Source organism: Mycobacterium sp. GA-2829 (genome assembly GCF_001499965.1).
In the GTDB taxonomy this organism is placed as follows: Bacteria; Actinomycetota; Actinomycetes; order Mycobacteriales; family Mycobacteriaceae; genus Mycobacterium.
The window spans coordinates 24,161-38,937 of the sequence record NZ_LQIT01000032.1 but is presented as its reverse complement, the minus strand read 5'-3'; the positions used below and the strand labels follow the sequence as shown (position 1 = coordinate 38,937).

12 protein-coding genes are annotated in these 14,777 nt (G+C 69.9%); 8 read left to right on the top strand and 4 right to left on the bottom strand.

The window, feature by feature from the left end:
• Nucleotides 1-10 precede the first annotated feature (10 nt).
• Complete coding sequence (locus tag AU194_RS19165) at nucleotides 11-910, top strand: ADP-ribosylglycohydrolase family protein (protein ID WP_059090838.1); 900 nt, start codon at nucleotides 11-13, stop codon at nucleotides 908-910.
• Here AU194_RS19165 and AU194_RS19160 read toward each other — a convergent pair.
• A complete protein-coding gene (locus AU194_RS19160) occupies nucleotides 896-1,123 on the bottom strand; it encodes a hypothetical protein (RefSeq protein WP_059090869.1) in 228 nt (75 codons plus the stop codon). The genes AU194_RS19165 and AU194_RS19160 overlap by 15 nt on opposite strands.
• 172 nt (nucleotides 1,124-1,295) lie before the next feature.
• Between AU194_RS19160 and AU194_RS19155 the strand changes: the two genes are divergently transcribed.
• Complete coding sequence (locus AU194_RS19155; protein ID WP_059090837.1) at nucleotides 1,296-1,751, top strand: DUF6098 family protein; 456 nt, start codon at nucleotides 1,296-1,298, stop codon at nucleotides 1,749-1,751.
• A 27-nt stretch (nucleotides 1,752-1,778) separates the two neighbouring features.
• Here the strand turns inward: AU194_RS19155 and AU194_RS19150 are convergent, their stop codons facing one another.
• The 3 genes from AU194_RS19150 to AU194_RS19140 all read right to left on the bottom strand — a co-directional run bounded on the left by AU194_RS19150 (nucleotide 1,779) and on the right by AU194_RS19140 (nucleotide 5,118).
• Nucleotides 1,779-2,075, bottom strand: a complete 297-nt coding sequence (locus tag AU194_RS19150; RefSeq protein WP_059090836.1) for a DUF4193 domain-containing protein — start codon at nucleotides 2,073-2,075, stop codon at nucleotides 1,779-1,781.
• 99 nt (nucleotides 2,076-2,174) lie between these two features.
• Nucleotides 2,175-4,367, bottom strand: a complete 2,193-nt coding sequence (locus AU194_RS19145) for an acyl-CoA dehydrogenase (protein WP_059090835.1) — start codon at nucleotides 4,365-4,367, stop codon at nucleotides 2,175-2,177.
• A 133-nt stretch (nucleotides 4,368-4,500) separates the two neighbouring features.
• Nucleotides 4,501-5,118 carry a TetR/AcrR family transcriptional regulator gene (locus AU194_RS19140; RefSeq protein WP_059090834.1) on the bottom strand — a complete coding sequence of 206 codons (618 nt, stop codon included), beginning with the start codon at nucleotides 5,116-5,118 and terminating at the stop codon, nucleotides 4,501-4,503.
• A gap of 74 nt (nucleotides 5,119-5,192) precedes the next feature.
• On the opposite strand from AU194_RS19140, the gene AU194_RS19135 reads away from it, so the two are divergent.
• The 6 genes from AU194_RS19135 (at nucleotide 5,193) to AU194_RS19110 (ending at nucleotide 14,769) form a co-directional block, all read left to right on the top strand.
• Nucleotides 5,193-6,104 carry an oxygenase MpaB family protein gene (locus tag AU194_RS19135; protein ID WP_059090833.1) on the top strand — a complete coding sequence of 304 codons (912 nt, stop codon included), beginning with the start codon at nucleotides 5,193-5,195 and terminating at the stop codon, nucleotides 6,102-6,104.
• Between the two features lie 16 nt (nucleotides 6,105-6,120).
• The gene (locus AU194_RS19130; protein ID WP_059090832.1) at nucleotides 6,121-7,014 is read left to right on the top strand and encodes a class I SAM-dependent methyltransferase; all 894 of its coding nucleotides are present in this window, start codon (nucleotides 6,121-6,123) and stop codon (nucleotides 7,012-7,014) included.
• Between the two features lie 132 nt (nucleotides 7,015-7,146).
• Entirely contained in the window at nucleotides 7,147-8,979 is a 1,833-nt protein-coding gene (eccA, locus tag AU194_RS19125) for a type VII secretion AAA-ATPase EccA (protein WP_197417670.1), read from the top strand.
• Nucleotides 8,976-10,517 (top strand): type VII secretion protein EccB, encoded by a 1,542-nt coding sequence (gene eccB / locus AU194_RS19120; RefSeq protein WP_059090831.1) that lies wholly within the window; start codon nucleotides 8,976-8,978, stop codon nucleotides 10,515-10,517. Before eccA ends, eccB begins: the two co-directional genes overlap by 4 nt.
• Nucleotides 10,514-14,461: a type VII secretion protein EccCa gene (eccCa, locus tag AU194_RS19115; RefSeq protein ID WP_059090830.1), complete on the top strand. Its 3,948-nt coding sequence runs from the start codon at nucleotides 10,514-10,516 to the stop codon at nucleotides 14,459-14,461. Before eccB ends, eccCa begins: the two co-directional genes overlap by 4 nt.
• Entirely contained in the window at nucleotides 14,461-14,769 is a 309-nt protein-coding gene (locus AU194_RS19110; protein WP_059090829.1) for a PE family protein, read from the top strand. The genes eccCa and AU194_RS19110 overlap by 1 nt, the downstream gene beginning before the upstream one ends.
• The last annotated feature ends 8 nt before the right edge of the window (nucleotides 14,770-14,777 follow it).

Here is a 14,777-nt window from a genome sequence, read left to right as displayed (position 1 = left end):
CGGGTGAGGTATGAGCACCGCACGGGTGGCCGCCCGGATCCGCGCCGCACTGCTGACCTACGCCGCCGGTGACGCGGCAGGCGTGCCGTGGGAGGGCTGCCGGGCCGCCGACATCCCACGCCCCGGCATCGACGAGATGCCGCGTCGTGGCGGCTGGCCACCCGGCGCCACCTCCGACGACACCGCGCTGACGCTGCTGGTCGCCCAGTACCTCGCCGACCGCGGGGCCGTGGTGGACGAGGCGGACTTCCTGACCCGCCTCGCCACCGCGGCGCCGGGCATCCGGGGGATCGGACCCAGTACCCATGCCGCGCTCGACCGCTTCCGCACCGACGGGGCGGTGCACGCCGCGACCGGCGACACCAACGGGGCGGCGATGCGCGCGCTGCCGATCGGGTGGGGGATCGCCGACGACGCGACGCGCCGCACCGTCACAGCGGGGCTCTCCCGCACCACCCACGGCGCGGCGCCGGCGATCGCCGCGGCATGCATCGTGGCGGCGATGGCGTCGGCCGCGCTGGACGGTGCGTCGGTGATGGCGGCGGTTGGCACCGAAATAGACTGGTGCGAGCGTACTTTCGACATCGAACTGCGACCGGTGCGGTTCGCCGCCGACGGTCGGTGGCGGCCGGGACCGAACGGGGTGTCACTCGACGCCGTCGATGCGGTGGCCGGGGTGGTCGAGATCGTCCGCCACGCGGTCGGACAACGGTTGCCGATCGCCGAGGCACTGCGCTACGCGGTGTCCCTCGGCGGCGACACCGACACCGCCGCCGCGATCGCCGGCGGAATCCTCGGCGGTCGCCTCACCGGGGCGTCCGACATTCCGTGGCTGGAGCGCGTCGACCTACCCGAGGCCGCGGTGCTCGACGACCTCAGTAGTGCGCTGGCCAGGTTACGAACCGGCTGAACCCTGCAGCTTGGCCAGGAACTGGTGGCACTGCTTGGCCCGTGCGGAATCCTCCGACATCACCTGTTCGAAGAACGATGCGACGTCGTCGAGTCCGGCGTTGCGGGCGTCGCGGACATACTGGCCGTAGTCATGTCCGGCCTTGAGGGAGTGGTACTGAACCGAGATCAGATCGAATGTCACATCGTCGAAGCCGGTCTCACCGGTGGCCATGGTGACTCCTTCCTCCATGGGTGGGTACGAAGGCACTACCCGGGTGCACACGCCGTAAACGCGACGGTTTGAGCCGACTCAGCCCGGGTAAGCGGCGGGCTCCGAGCTTCGACACCGCACAGGAAAAGGCCATGATCACAACACATCTCGATCACTGCGGGCCGGCGGCGCCATGACGATGCACTCCGGACCGGATCCGTTGCCGGTGATCGACTCGCTCGACGACCTCGTGGAACTGGTGACGCGGCAACCCGATGTGTTCCTGCGGTATTCGGAAGGCCCGCAGACCGACAGTCACGCGACCGCGAGCTGTGACTATGAAGCCGATGTCCTGATGCCCGGTCTGTCGGTGAGCGCGATCGCGCCGCAGCCGTGGTGGCCGCGGCCCGCGGAGGACTGGATCGCCCGGCGGATCAGGCAGTACGCCCAACTGCACGAGTCGGGGCGGTTCGCGTGGGTGCTGACCGGCCGCGTCGTCGGGTGCGGACCAGACCACGAACCGCTGGTCACCGACGTCCGCCCGATCGCCGCGCTGGGAAAGCGGACGCTGGCCGAGGCGGCCGCCCTCTACCGGCAGCGGTTCAACGTCGGCCGCGACTCCCGCACGGGCCGGCGACCCGACGCGTGATCGCCGCTGCGCCCGGGCGTTACCGCATCAGGCGCAGTCGGCGCAGATCAGCGCGTCGCCCGCGTCGCGGGCCAGCCTGCTGCGGTGGAACACCAGGAAGCAACTCGTGCAGGTGAATTCGTCGGCCTGCTTCGGGATGACCCGCACCGTGAGCTCTTCACCGGACAGGTCGGCGCCGGGGAGGTCGATGGCTTCGATCGGGTCGGCGTCCTCGAGGTCGAGGACCGCCGCGCGGGCGTCGGCGCGCGTCACGGGCAGGTCGTCGAGCGAGTCGGATTCGATGTCTTCCTTGTTGCGGCGGGGTGCGTCGTAGTCAACGGTCATGAGCGTGCCTTCGGGTCGTCGCGGTAGAACTGCACAGCACTCAACGGAGAGTGATCGCCCCTTGTTCCCGCCGCGTCGACCACCCAAACACCTCCGCGGTTACGGATCGCGCGGCAGCCCGAGCAGCCGTTCGGCGATGATGTTGAGCTGCACCTCGGAGGTGCCGCCGTAGATCGTCGTCGCCCGGCTGCCCAGCAGGTACTCCACCCACTTGAACTCGAGCGATTCCGGCTCGGCGATCACCGCGTCGGTGCCGAACGACGACACCGCGAACTCTGCGTAGCCCTGACCGGTCTTCATCGACAACAACTTCGAGATCGCCGCTGAGGGCATCGCGTCACCACCGGCCAGCGTCAGCAGCGTCGAGCGCAGGTTCAGCAGTTTGGCGGCGTGCCCTTCTGCGATCAGCTGGCCGGCCTTGTTCTGGCTGATCTGGTCGAAGTGACCGTCGCGGACGAACTCGACGAACCCGTCGAGCGTCGCCAGGAACGGCGGTTCGCTGCTGCCGATCGACACCCGCTCGTTGGTCAGCGTGTTGCGGCTGACCTCCCAACCCCGGTTGACCTCACCGACCACCAGGTCGTCGGGGACGAACACGTCGTCGATGAACACCGTGTTGAACATCGCGTTGCCGGTCAGTTCGCGCAGCGGTTTCACCTCGACGCCTTCACTGTTCATGTCGAGCAGGAAGTAGGTGATGCCCTGATGTTTCGGTGCGCTGGGATCCGTACGCGCGAGCAGGGCGCCCCACTGCGAGTACTGCGCGCCGGTGGTCCAGATCTTCTGTCCGGTGATGCGCCACCCGCCGTCGACCTTGGTGGCCTTGGTGGTCAGGCTGGCCAGGTCGGAGCCGGCGCCCGGCTCGGAGAACAGCTGGCACCAGATCATCTCGCCGCGGAAGGTGGGCGGCAGGAAGCGCTGCTGCTGCTCGTCGGTGCCGAACGCGACGATCGACGGGATCAGCCACGCGGCGATGCCCATCTGCGGCCGCTTGACCCGGCCGGACGCGAACTCCTGGGCGATGATGATCTGCTCGACCGGTCCGGCCCCGCGACCCCACGGCTTCGGCAGGTGCGGCACCACCCAGCCGCCCTCGGCGATCGCGACGGTGCGGTCCTCGCGCGGCAGCGCCTTGAGCGCGGCGACCTCGGCGCGGATCTCCTCGCGCAGCTTCTCGGTGTCCGGGTCGAGATCGATGTCGATCGGCCGCATCCCGGTGGCGGTCGCGGTGTCGACGACGTGCTGGGGATAGTCGGCCTGACGACCGAAGGCGGCGGCGAGCACGAGCGCGCGGCGGTAGTAGACATTGGTGTCGTGCTCCCAGGTGAAGCCGATGCCACCGTGGACCTGGATGCACTCCTGGACGCAGTGCTGTGCGGCGGCCGGTGCGAGCGTCGCGGCGACGGCGGCGGCGAACTCGAAATGCACGTCGTCCGAGGGGGTTCCGCCGGCCTCGTCGAGCGCGCGGGCAGCGTCCCACACCGCGGCGGTGGCCCGTTCGGTCTGGGCGATCATGTCGGCGCACTTGTGCTTGATGGCCTGGAACTGGCCGATCGGCCTGCCGAACTGCTCACGGATCTTCGCGTACGCCGACGCCGTGTCGGTCGCCCAGCGGGCGACGCCGACAGCCTCGGCGGACAGCAGCGTGACGATCAGCGCGCGGGCCATCGGACGGGTGAGGCTGCGCAGGACGCGGTCGTCGCCGACCTCGACGGCGTTGGCGCGCACATGCGCGACCGGCCGCAGTGGGTCGACGCTCGCGACCGGTTCGACCTCGAGCTGGTCGGCGTCGACGACCACCCATTCGTCGCTGGAGTCGATGGCCACCGGAAGCACCAGCACCGAGGCCTGCGCGGCGGCGGGCACCGCCCGGACCTCGCCGCGGACGACCAGTTTGTCGCCGTGCCGGGTGGCGGTCAGCCCCGAGTCGATCGCGTACGCGGCGATCAGGTCACCGGAGGCCAGCCCGCCGAGGACCTCGGCGTCCGGTTTGTCGGCGGCGATCAGCGCGGCCGCGATCGCCGAGGGCACGAACGGGCCGGGGACCGCGCCGTAGCCGAATTCGGCGAGCACGATGGCGAGTTCGAGGATGCCGAAACCCTGTCCGCCCACGGATTCGGGGAGATGCACGCCCTGCAGACCCTGTTCGGCCGCGGCCTTCCAGTACGGGGGCGGGTTGGGGATCGGGTTCTCCAGCGCGTCGTGCAGAACCTCCGAGGGCGCGACCCGCGCCACCAGAGAGCGCACCGAATCGGCCAGCGCGTGGTGCTCGTCGTTGATTGCGATGGGCATAGCTCCGTTGCCTTCCCTATTAACCGCTTGGTTGGGAGTCAGGTTACATCGCAGGTTGGTTATGGCGGAGATTGCATTGGCGGCTGTCCAATTGCGCTGTGGCACGACCGTGAGCGCAATTTCTCACGGGTGTTCAGTACAACCGGGGATCGGACAGCTGGTCGATCATCGCGGTGAGCTGGTCGACGAGGGCATCCGGTGCGAGTACGACGTCGCCGGCCAGCCAGGCGCTGATCGTCTGCCCGACCCCGCCGACCACGAAATGCGCGGCGGCCTTGATGCGGTCGTTCTCGGACTGCCGCAGCGCCGCGCTGGCGTGCTGGCCGGACAGCATCGCGAACAGGGCCCCGGACTCGGCGCGTTTGCGCACCACGACGGCGTTGGACAGTTGCGAGCTGAACAGCAGCCTGCCGATCCGCGGATCGTCGGCGACCGTCCGCACGACGTCGGACATCACCGCGCGGCTGCGGGCCCGCGGCATTGCGGCGGCGGCCGCGGCCTGCGTCGTGGTGGCGATCCCGGTGATCACCCAGTCGAACACCGCGGCGACGAAATCGTCCTTGTCGGTGAAGCATTCGTAGAAGTAGCGGACCGCGACGCCGGCCTGTCTGCAGATCGCCCGGACGGTGAGGTCGGCCAGATCGTGATCGGCCGAACCGAGCAGGTCGAGGCCGCCCTCGAGGAAACGCTGCCTGCGCTGCGCGAGGCGCTCCGGAGCCTCGACGCCGCGATAGGGCCGGACCTGTCCCATCGGTCCATCTTGACACCCGTCGACCCATCAGGAGAAAATCAGGAAACACGTGTTCTCACATTAAGGGGTGGCCGATGACGGTCAGCGAACCGATTCCGCACGTCGAACGTCCGGTCAGCGCACCGGCCCGCCCCGAGGCGCAGACGCCGCCCGCCCTGCTGGCCCGCCGGGCCGCGAGCATGGCGGACGGACTGATGGGCGTGGCGCTGCTCGCCGGCCCGGCCAACGTGATCATGCAGCTGGCCCGGCCCGGCGTCGGGTACGGCGTCCTCGAGAGTCGAGTCGAGAGTGGCCGCGTCGACCTGCACCCGATCAAACGGGCCCGCACCACGTTCACCTACCTGGCCGTCGCCACTCGGGGGAGTGACGCTCAGAAGGCGGCGTTTCGCCGCGCGGTGAACAAGGCGCACGCGCAGGTGTACAGCACCGACGAGAGCCCGGTGAAATACCACGCGTTCGACAAGGACCTGCAGCTGTGGGTCGCGGCCTGTCTCTACAAGGGTGCGGTCGACGTGTACCGGCTCTTCGTCGGCGAGATGGACGAGCAGGCCGCCGAGGAGCACTACCGCGACAGCGCCACGATGGGCACCACGCTGCAGGTGCCGCAGGGGATGTGGCCTGCCGACCGCGCGGCGTTCGACGAGTACTGGCAGGAATCGTTGAACAAGGTGCACATCGACGACACCGTCCGCGAGTACCTCTATCCCATCGCGGCGTCGCGGCTGCGCGGGCTGAAACTGCCCGGCCCGCTGCAGCGGCGCAACGAGGAGCTGGCGCTGCTGATCACCACCGGCTTTCTGCCGCAACGGTTCCGCGACGAGATGCGGCTGCCGTGGGACGCCGACCGGCAGCGCCGCTTCGACCGGCTCATCGGCGTGCTGCGCACGGTCAACCACCTATTGCCGCGGGTGCTGCGGCAGTTCCCGTTCAACGTCCTGATGTGGGATCTGGACCGGCGCATCCGCACAGGGCGTCCACTGATCTGACGCGTATAACCGTTTTGTGCGTCATGACAAGGACTCCTGGGACATCACCACGAGCGTCGGTTCCACCGCGCTCTTCGTAGCGGCCTCCCGCGCGCTGGAGGCGCGGAAACCCGAGCCGCTGGCGGTGGACCCGTACGCGGAGGTGTTCTGCCGGGCCGTCGGCGGTGACTGGGCCGCGCTGTTCGACGGTGCGGCACCCGACCACATCCTGCACACGGCCTTCGGCGAGCACTTCGTCGACTTCCAGGGCGCCCGCACCCGCTACTTCGACGCCTACTTCGCCGCGGCGACGGCCGCCGGGGTGCGCCAGATCGTGCTGCTGGCAGCGGGGCTGGACTCGCGGGCCTACCGGCTGGCCTGGCCCGACGGCACGGTCGTCTACGAACTCGACCAGCCGCAGGTGCTGGAGTTCAAACGGCAGGTGCTCGCCGACCGCGGGGAGAACCCGGCGGCGGAGCGCCGCGAGGTACCGGTCGACCTGCGCGAGGACTGGCCCGCCGCGCTGATTGCGGCCGGATTCGACCCCGCGCGCCCGTCGGCCTGGTTGGCCGAGGGGTTGCTGATGTACCTGCCCGCCACCGCGCAGGAGGCGCTGTTCTCCGGTATCGACGCGATGTCGGCCGACGGTAGCTGGGTCGCGGTCGAGGAATCGGTCCCGATGCCCGCCGAGGCGTTCGCGTACAAACGCGAGGAGGAGCGGGCCGAGGGCAACGAGGGAACCTTCTTCACCCTGGTCTACAACGAACGGCTCGCGCCCGCCGAACAGTGGTTCGGTGAGCGCGGGTGGGCGGCCGAACCCACCCTTCTCGCCGACTACCTCGCCGGTGTCGGCCGTCCGGCACCGGTCGACGACCCCGAGGTCGGTGCGATGATCGGTGCGATACGACTGGTCACCGCGACGAAGCGGTGAGCGGCGTCACCGATTTGCCAACCAGCGTGCGTCTCGACACTTAGGTTGTGCAATGCTAACTTCTGCCGAAGTTAGCCTAGCCATACTTAAGGGGAGAATGCGGGGGCCGAGCGTCCTCGCGCGTAACGACCAATGGAAATGCCCACTGACACGCTCGCGGCGCCGAGAACCGCGCCCGCCCGGGTCGACCGTGACGTGGTCAGCCGGTTTGCCAGTTGCTGCCGCGCGCTGGGTCTGACGGTCAACGACCGGCAGCGCCCCGCCGACCTGCCCGCCGCCCGCGACGGATTCGCGGCGCTGACCCACATCGCCCACGATCAGTGCGATGCGTGGACCGGTCTGGCCGCCGCAGGCGACGTCAGCGCCCGCGTCATCGAGGCGATCTGGTCGACGCGAGCCACCGCGGGCGCACTGCAGCGCCACGTCGAGATGGCCCCCGGCGCGCTCGGCTTCCACTACGACACGGGCCTGTACCTCAAGTTCCGTGCCACCGACCACGACGACTTCCAGCTCGCGTACGCCTCGGCGCTCTGCGACGCCGGCGCCTATGCCGATGCCGACGCCCTGGTCGACGAGCTGATCGGGCGGCGCCCGGGTTGGACGCAGGCCCGCTGGTTGCGCGTGGCGATCCACCACCGCACCCAACGCTGGTCGGACGTCGTGCGGCTGCTCACCCCGGTGGTCAACGACGCCGCGCTCGACGCGACCTTCGCACACGCCGCCCGCATCACGCTCGGTATCGCGCTGGCCCGCCTCGGCATGTTCGCCCCCGCCATGTCCTACCTCGCCGAACCCGCCGGGCCGATCGCGGTCGCCGCGGTGGACGGCGGGTTGGCCAAGGGCCTCACGCTGCGCGCGCAGGGTGAGGAGGAGGACGCCGCCGACGTCCTGCAGGAGCTCTACGCCGCCAACCCCGAGAACACCGAGATCGAGATCGCGCTGACCGACCCGACATTCGGGCTGGTGACCACCACCGCGGCCCGGATCGAGGCGCGCAGCAATCCGTGGGACCCCGAAACCGAGCCCAGCGAGGCCGATTTCGTCGACCCCGGCGCGAAGGACCGCAAGGCGCACCTGCTCGTCGAGGCCGAAGCCGAACTCGCCGAGTTCATCGGGCTCGAAGAGGTCAAGTACCAGGTGGCCCGGCTGAAGAGTTCGGTGGCGATGGCGATCCGCCGCCAGGAGCGCGGACTGGCCGTCGCGCAGCGCACCAACCACCTGGTGTTCGCCGGTCCGCCGGGAACCGGTAAGACGACCATCGCGCGCGTCGTCGCCAAGATCTACTGCGGGCTCGGTCTGCTGCGCAAGGAGACCGTGCGCGAGGTGCACCGCGCCGACCTGATCGGCCAGCACATCGGCGAGACCGAGGCCAAGACCAACGCGATCATCGACGCCGCCCTCGACGGTGTGCTGTTCCTCGACGAGGCCTACGCGCTGGTGTCCACCGGCGCCAAGAACGACTTCGGGCTCGTCGCGATCGACACCCTGCTGGCCCGCATGGAGAACGACCGCGACCGCCTCGTCGTGATCATCGCCGGGTACCGCAAGGACCTCGACATGTTCCTCGACGCGAACGAGGGTCTGCGCTCCCGCTTCACCCGCAGCATCGACTTCCCGTCCTACGCGCCAGGCGAACTCGTCGAGATGGCGGTGCGGATGGCCGAGAAACGCGACAGCGTCTTCGAATCCGCCGCCCACGACGAGATGGAGAAGCTGTTCGCCACGCTCGCCGCATCGTCGAGCCCCGACGCCAACGGCGTCGACCGGCGCAGCCTCGACATCGCCGGTAACGGCCGATTCGTCCGCAACCTCGTCGAGCGGTCCGAGGAAGAGCGCGAATACCGCTTGGACCACATGCCTTCAGACGATTTCACCGACGAGGAACTGATGACCATCACCGTCGACGACGTGCGTAAGTCGGCCGAACCGCTGCTGCGCGGACTCGGGCTGTCGGTGTCGGCATGACCACACCCGACGACCGCCGGTCCTTCACCTCCCGCACCCCGGCCAACGAGAACCCCGACCGGGTCACCTACCGCCGCGGGTTCGTCACCCGCCACCAGGTGTCCGGATGGCGTTTCATGATGCGTCGCATCGCCTCCGGGGTCGCCCTGCACGACACCAGGATGCTCGTCGACCCGCTGCGCACCCAGTCGCGCGCGGTGCTGACCGGGGTGCTGATCCTCGTCACCGGCGTGATCGGCTGCTTCGTGTTCTCGCTGATCCGCCCGTCGGGAACCGCGGGCACCGACGCGATCCTCGCCGACCGCTCCACCGCGGCGCTCTACGTGCGCATCGGCGAACAACTGCACCCGGTGCTCAACCTGACCTCCGCGCGGTTGATCGCAGACCGCGCCGACAACCCGACCACCGTAAAGACCAGCGAGATCGACCAGTTCCCGCGCGGCAACCTCGTCGGTATCCCCGGCGCCCCGGAACGCATGGTGCAGAACACCTCTCGCGATGCGGTGTGGACGGTGTGCGATGCGTCGACCGGTGCCAACACCGGGGTCACCGTGGTGGCCGGGCCGGTCGCCGACGGCGGTGAGCGGGCCCGACCGCTCGCCGACGACCGCGCCGTCGTGGTGTCGAACGACGCCGGGGCCTGGTTGCTGTGGGACGGCAGGCGCAGCCCGGTCGACCTGGCCGACCGCGCCGTCACCGACGCCCTCGGCATCGGCGGTACCCCGGTGACGCCCCGCCCGATCGCGGCCGGGTTGTTCAACGCGATCCCCGAGGCGCCGCCGCTCACCGCGCCGGCGATCCCCGAAGCCGGTGCGCCCCCGCGGTTCCCGTTGCCGGTCGGTGCGCCCGTCGGCGCCGTGGTCTCCGCGTACGAGGCCGACAACACCATCCGCTACTACGCCGTGTTGCCCGACGGACTGCAGCCCGTCTCGCAGGTGCTGGCGTCGATCCTGCGCAACACCAACTCCTACGGCCTGGCGCAACCGCCGCGACTCGGCGCCGACGACGTGTCCCGGCTGCCGGTGTCGCGCGTGCTCGACACCGCCGCCTACCCGACGGTGCCGGTCACCCTGGTCGACGCCGCCGCCGACCCGGTGACCTGCGCGCAGTGGACCAAACCCGCTGACGCCGAACAGAGTTCGCTGAACCTGCTCTCGGGTGCGGCGCTGCCGATCCCCGACGGCGTGCGCCCCCTCGATCTGGTCGGGGGCGGCAACGGGGTGACCGCCGACCGCGTCGCCCTGACACCCGGCAGCGGCTACTTCGTACAGACCGTCGGCCAGGAACCGGGTTCGCCGACCGCGGGATCGCTGTTCTGGGTCAGCGACACCGGCGTGCGGTACGGCATCGAACCCGGTGAGCGCGACGCGACCGACCAGACCGTGGCCGCACTGGGTCTGACCGCACCCCCGGTCCCGGTGCCGTGGTCGGTGCTGGCGCAGTTCGCGGCCGGGCCGACGCTGTCGCGCGCCGACGCACTGCTCGCCCACGACACCCTGGCACCCGATCCGAACCCCGCGCGTCTGGAGAACCGATGAGCCGGCTGATCTTCGAGGCCCATCGCCGGGTGCCCCCGCCGGCGACCCGCAAGGGCACCATCACGATCGAACCGCCGCCGGAACTGCCGCGGCTGGTGCCGCCGTCGCTGCTGCGCCGCGTCCTGCCCTACCTGATCGTGCTGCTCATCGTCGGCATGATCGTGGCGCTGTTCGCGACCGGGATGCGGCTGATCTCGCCGACCATGCTGTTCTTCCCGTTCGTGCTGCTACTGGCGGCCACCGCGATGTACCGCGGCACCGACAAGATGCGCACCGAGGAGGTCGACGCCGAACGCGCCGACTACCTGCGGTACCTGTCGGTGGTGCGCGACAACGTGCGCGCCCATGCCGCCGAACAGCGCGCGGCGCTCGAGTGGTCGCATCCGGCGCCCGACCTGCTGGCCACCGTCCCGGGCACCCGCAGGCAGTGGGAGCGCGATCCGCGCGACGGCGACTTCCTCGTACTGCGGGCCGGATTGCACGACACCCCGCTCGACGCCACCCTGCGGGTCAAGGACACCGCCGACGAGATCGATCTGGAACCGGTGTCGCACACCGCACTCCGTGGTCTGCTCGACGTGCAGCGCACGCTGCGCGACGCCCCGGCCGGTATCGACATCACCAAGGTCTCCCGCATCGCGGTGCACGGCGACACCGACGCCGTGCGCGGCACGCTGCGGGCGTGGATCGCCCAGGCGGTCACGTGGCACGATCCCAGCGTGCTCGGGGTGGCGCTGGCCTCACCCGACGTCGACACCGACGACTGGTCGTGGCTGAAGTGGCTGCCGCACACCGACGTTCCCGGTGAGACCGACGGTGTCGGACCGGCGCGTCACCTCACCGCCGGAATCGAGGAGCTGCGCGACGCGCTGGCGCCCGCCCTGGCGGACCGGCCCGCGTTCCCCGGCGACTCCGACCGGGCGTTCCGCCACCTGCTCGTGATCGTCGACGATCCCGACGCCGACGTCGAGGACCTGGTGCGGCGGCCCGGCCTGACCGGGGTGACGGTCGTGCACCGCGTGACGGCCGCACCGGACCGCGAACAGTACGCCAACCCCGAACGGCCGGTCCTGCGGATCGCCGACGGCAGGATCGAACGCTGGCAGCCCAGCGGCTGGCAGCCCTACGTCGACACCGCCGACCGCCTCGGCGTCGCCGATGCCCGCCACCTGGCCCGGCGTCTGTCGCGGTGGGACTCCAACCCGAGCCGCGCCCGGTCCACCACCACCGGCGGATCCACGTTCACCACGCTGCTCGGCATCCCCGACGCCTCGGCACTCGACGTCGCCGCACTGTGGGCCCCCCGCTCGCGCGAGGAGGAACTCCGCGTGCCGATCGGTGTCACCGCCACCGGCGAACCGCTCTACTTCGACCTCAAGGACGAGGCCGAGGGCGGGATGGGTCCGCATGGCCTGATGATCGGTATGACGGGTTCCGGCAAATCGCAGACCCTGATGTCGATCCTCTTGTCGCTGTTGACGACCCACTCGGCCGAACGGCTCAACGTGATCTACGCCGACTTCAAGGGTGAGGCCGGCGCGGACATCTTCCGCGACTTCCCGCAGGTGATCGCGGTCATCTCGAACATGGCCGAGAAGCGTTCGCTGGCCGACCGGTTCGCCGACACTCTGCGCGGTGAGGTGGCCCGGCGTGAACAGCTGCTCAAGGAGACCGGGCGCCGGGTGCAGGGCAGTGCGTTCAACTCGGTCACCGAGTACGAGGCCGCCCGTGCGGCGGGCCACGACCTGCCGCCGCTGCCGACGCTGTTCGTGGTCGCCGACGAGTTCACGCTCATGCTCGCCGACCACCCCGAGTACGCCGACCTGTTCGACTACGTCGCGCGCAAGGGCCGCTCGTTCCGCATCCACATCCTGTTCGCGTCGCAGACCCTCGACGTCGGCAAGATCAAGGACATCGACAAGAACACCTCGTACCGCATCTGCCTGAAAGTGGCCAGCCCCAGCATCTCCCGTCAGATCATCGGGGTGGAGGACGCCTACCACATCGAGGCCGGTCGCGAGCACAAGGGCGAGGGCTTCCTGGTGCCCGCACCCGGGGCCATGCCGATCAAGTTCCGCAGCACCTACGTCGACGGCATCTACGAACCGCCGCGGGTGGAGAAGTCGATCGTCGTGCGCGCGCTGCCGCAGCCGCAGCCGTTCACCGCATCGCGCGTTGAGCCCGAACCCGACACCGTGATCCCCTCGGCCGCACCGGAAGCCGAGGCGGCGCCACCCCGCAAGCTGATCGCCACGATCGGTGCGCAACTCGCGCAGTACGGTCCCAAGGCGCCGGCACTGTGGCTGCCGCCGCTCGACGACCCCATCGCGCTCGTCGACGTGCTGCAGCGGTCCGCGATCCCCGCCCGGCAGTGGCGCTGGCCGCTCGGCGAGATCGACAAACCGTTCGAGATGCGCAGGGACGCACTGGTCTTCGACGCCACGTCGGCGGCGGCGAACATGGTCATCCACGGCGGTCCGAAATCGGGCAAGTCGACCGCGCTGCAGACGTTCATCCTGTCGGCCGCGGCCCTGCACTCCCCGCGTGACGTCACCTTCTACTGCCTGGACTACGGCGGCGGGAAGTTGGCGCCGCTCGCGGATCTCGCGCATGTCGGCAGCGTCGCGACACCGCTGGAACCCGAACGGATCCGGCGCACCTTCGGCGAACTCGAGCAGCTGCTGCGGGCCCGCCAGGCCGCCGGGGCGCGCGGCGACGCGTTCCCCGACGGGTACGGCGAGGTGTTCTTGGTCATCGACAACCTGTACGCGTTCAGCCGCGACAACACCGACACGTTCAACACACGCAACCCGTTGTTGAACAAGGTGACCGAGTTGGTGAACAGCGGGCTGGCCTACGGCATCCACGTCGTGATCACCACCCCGAACTGGCTCGAGGTGCCGCTGAACATGCGCGACGGGCTGGGCCTGCGGCTGGAGCTCAAACTCCACGACAGCCGCGACAGCAACGTGCGGATCGTCGGCGGTCTGCGCCGCCCCGCCGAGAGTGTGCCCGCCGATCAGCCCGGCCGCGGCCTGACCATGAACGCCGAGCACTTCCTGTTCGCCGCCCCGGCGCTCGAACTGATCCCCGCGATCAACGCCCGGTTCCCCGAGCAGACCGCACCGCCCGTGCGGCTACTGCCGCACGACCTTTCGCCCGACGCGCTCGGACCGCTGTACCCGGCCCCCGACCGGGTGGTCATCGGTCAGCGCGAGGAGGACCTGGCCCCGGTCGTGCTGGACTTCGCGGCGAACCCGCTGCTGATGGTGTTCGGCGACAACCGATCCGGCAAGACGACACTGCTGCGGCACATCATCCGCACGGTGCGCGAGCACTCCACCGCCGACGACGTCGCGTTCACCGTCGTCGACCGGCGTCTGCAACTCGTCGACGAACCGCTGTTCGGTGACAACGAGTACACCGCGAACATCGACCGCATCACCCCGGCGATGCTCGGCCTGTCCGCGCTGATCGAGAAGCGCCGCCCACCGGCCGGACTGACCCCGGCCGAGCTGAGCGGCTGGACGTATCAGGGGCATACGCACTACCTGATCGTCGACGACGTGGATCAGATCCCCGACGGACCCGCGATCAGCGGACCGTACGCGGGGCAGCGGCCGTGGACCCCGCTGATCGGATTGCTCGCCCAGGCAAGTGATCTGGGGCTGCGGGTGATCGTCACCGCGCGGGCCACCGGTTCGGCGCACGCGGTGATGACGGCCCCGCTGCTGCGCAGGCTCAACGATCTGCAGGCGACCACGCTCATGCTCTCGGGCAACCCGCAGGACAGCGGGAAGTTGCGCGGCCACCGGTTCCGCAGGCTGCCCGCAGGTCGGGCGATGCTGCTCGGTGACACCGACACCCCGACGTTCGTCCAGCTCGTCAATCCGCTGATCGAGGCGAACGCCTCGACCCGCACCCACGGAAAGGATTACCGCTGATGACACTTCGCGTTGTTCCCGAAGGTCTCACCGCGGCCAGCGCCGCGGTCGAGGCGCTGACCGCCCGGCTGGCCGCCGCCCACGCCGCGGCCGCACCGCTGATCGGCGTCGTGATCCCGCCCGCGGCCGACGCCGTCTCGCTGCAGACGGCCGCTCAGCTCAGCGCCAACGGCGGTAGGCACGAGACGGTCGCGGCCCAGGGCGTCGAGGAACTCGGACGGTCCGGCGCAGGCGTCGGACAGTCGGGCGCCAGCTACCTCAGTGGTGACGCGATGAACGCGTCGGCCTACCTGATCGCCCGAGGCTGAGAGGTTGT

Coding starts and splice junctions, on each gene's coding strand:
- eccCa (WP_059090830.1), top strand. CDS start 10,514: ATGAGCCGGCTGATCTTCGAGGCCCATCGCCGGGTGCCCCCGCCGGCG.
- AU194_RS19165 (WP_059090838.1), top strand. CDS start 11: ATGAGCACCGCACGGGTGGCCGCCCGGATCCGCGCCGCACTGCTGACC.
- AU194_RS19150 (WP_059090836.1), bottom strand. CDS start 2,075: ATGACCGTTGACTACGACGCACCCCGCCGCAACAAGGAAGACATCGAA.
- AU194_RS19140 (WP_059090834.1), bottom strand. CDS start 5,118: ATGGGACAGGTCCGGCCCTATCGCGGCGTCGAGGCTCCGGAGCGCCTC.
- AU194_RS19155 (WP_059090837.1), top strand. CDS start 1,296: ATGACGATGCACTCCGGACCGGATCCGTTGCCGGTGATCGACTCGCTC.
- eccA (WP_197417670.1), top strand. CDS start 7,147: ATGGAAATGCCCACTGACACGCTCGCGGCGCCGAGAACCGCGCCCGCC.
- AU194_RS19110 (WP_059090829.1), top strand. CDS start 14,461: ATGACACTTCGCGTTGTTCCCGAAGGTCTCACCGCGGCCAGCGCCGCG.
- eccB (WP_059090831.1), top strand. CDS start 8,976: ATGACCACACCCGACGACCGCCGGTCCTTCACCTCCCGCACCCCGGCC.
- AU194_RS19135 (WP_059090833.1), top strand. CDS start 5,193: ATGACGGTCAGCGAACCGATTCCGCACGTCGAACGTCCGGTCAGCGCA.
- AU194_RS19160 (WP_059090869.1), bottom strand. CDS start 1,123: ATGGCCACCGGTGAGACCGGCTTCGACGATGTGACATTCGATCTGATC.
- AU194_RS19145 (WP_059090835.1), bottom strand. CDS start 4,367: ATGCCCATCGCAATCAACGACGAGCACCACGCGCTGGCCGATTCGGTG.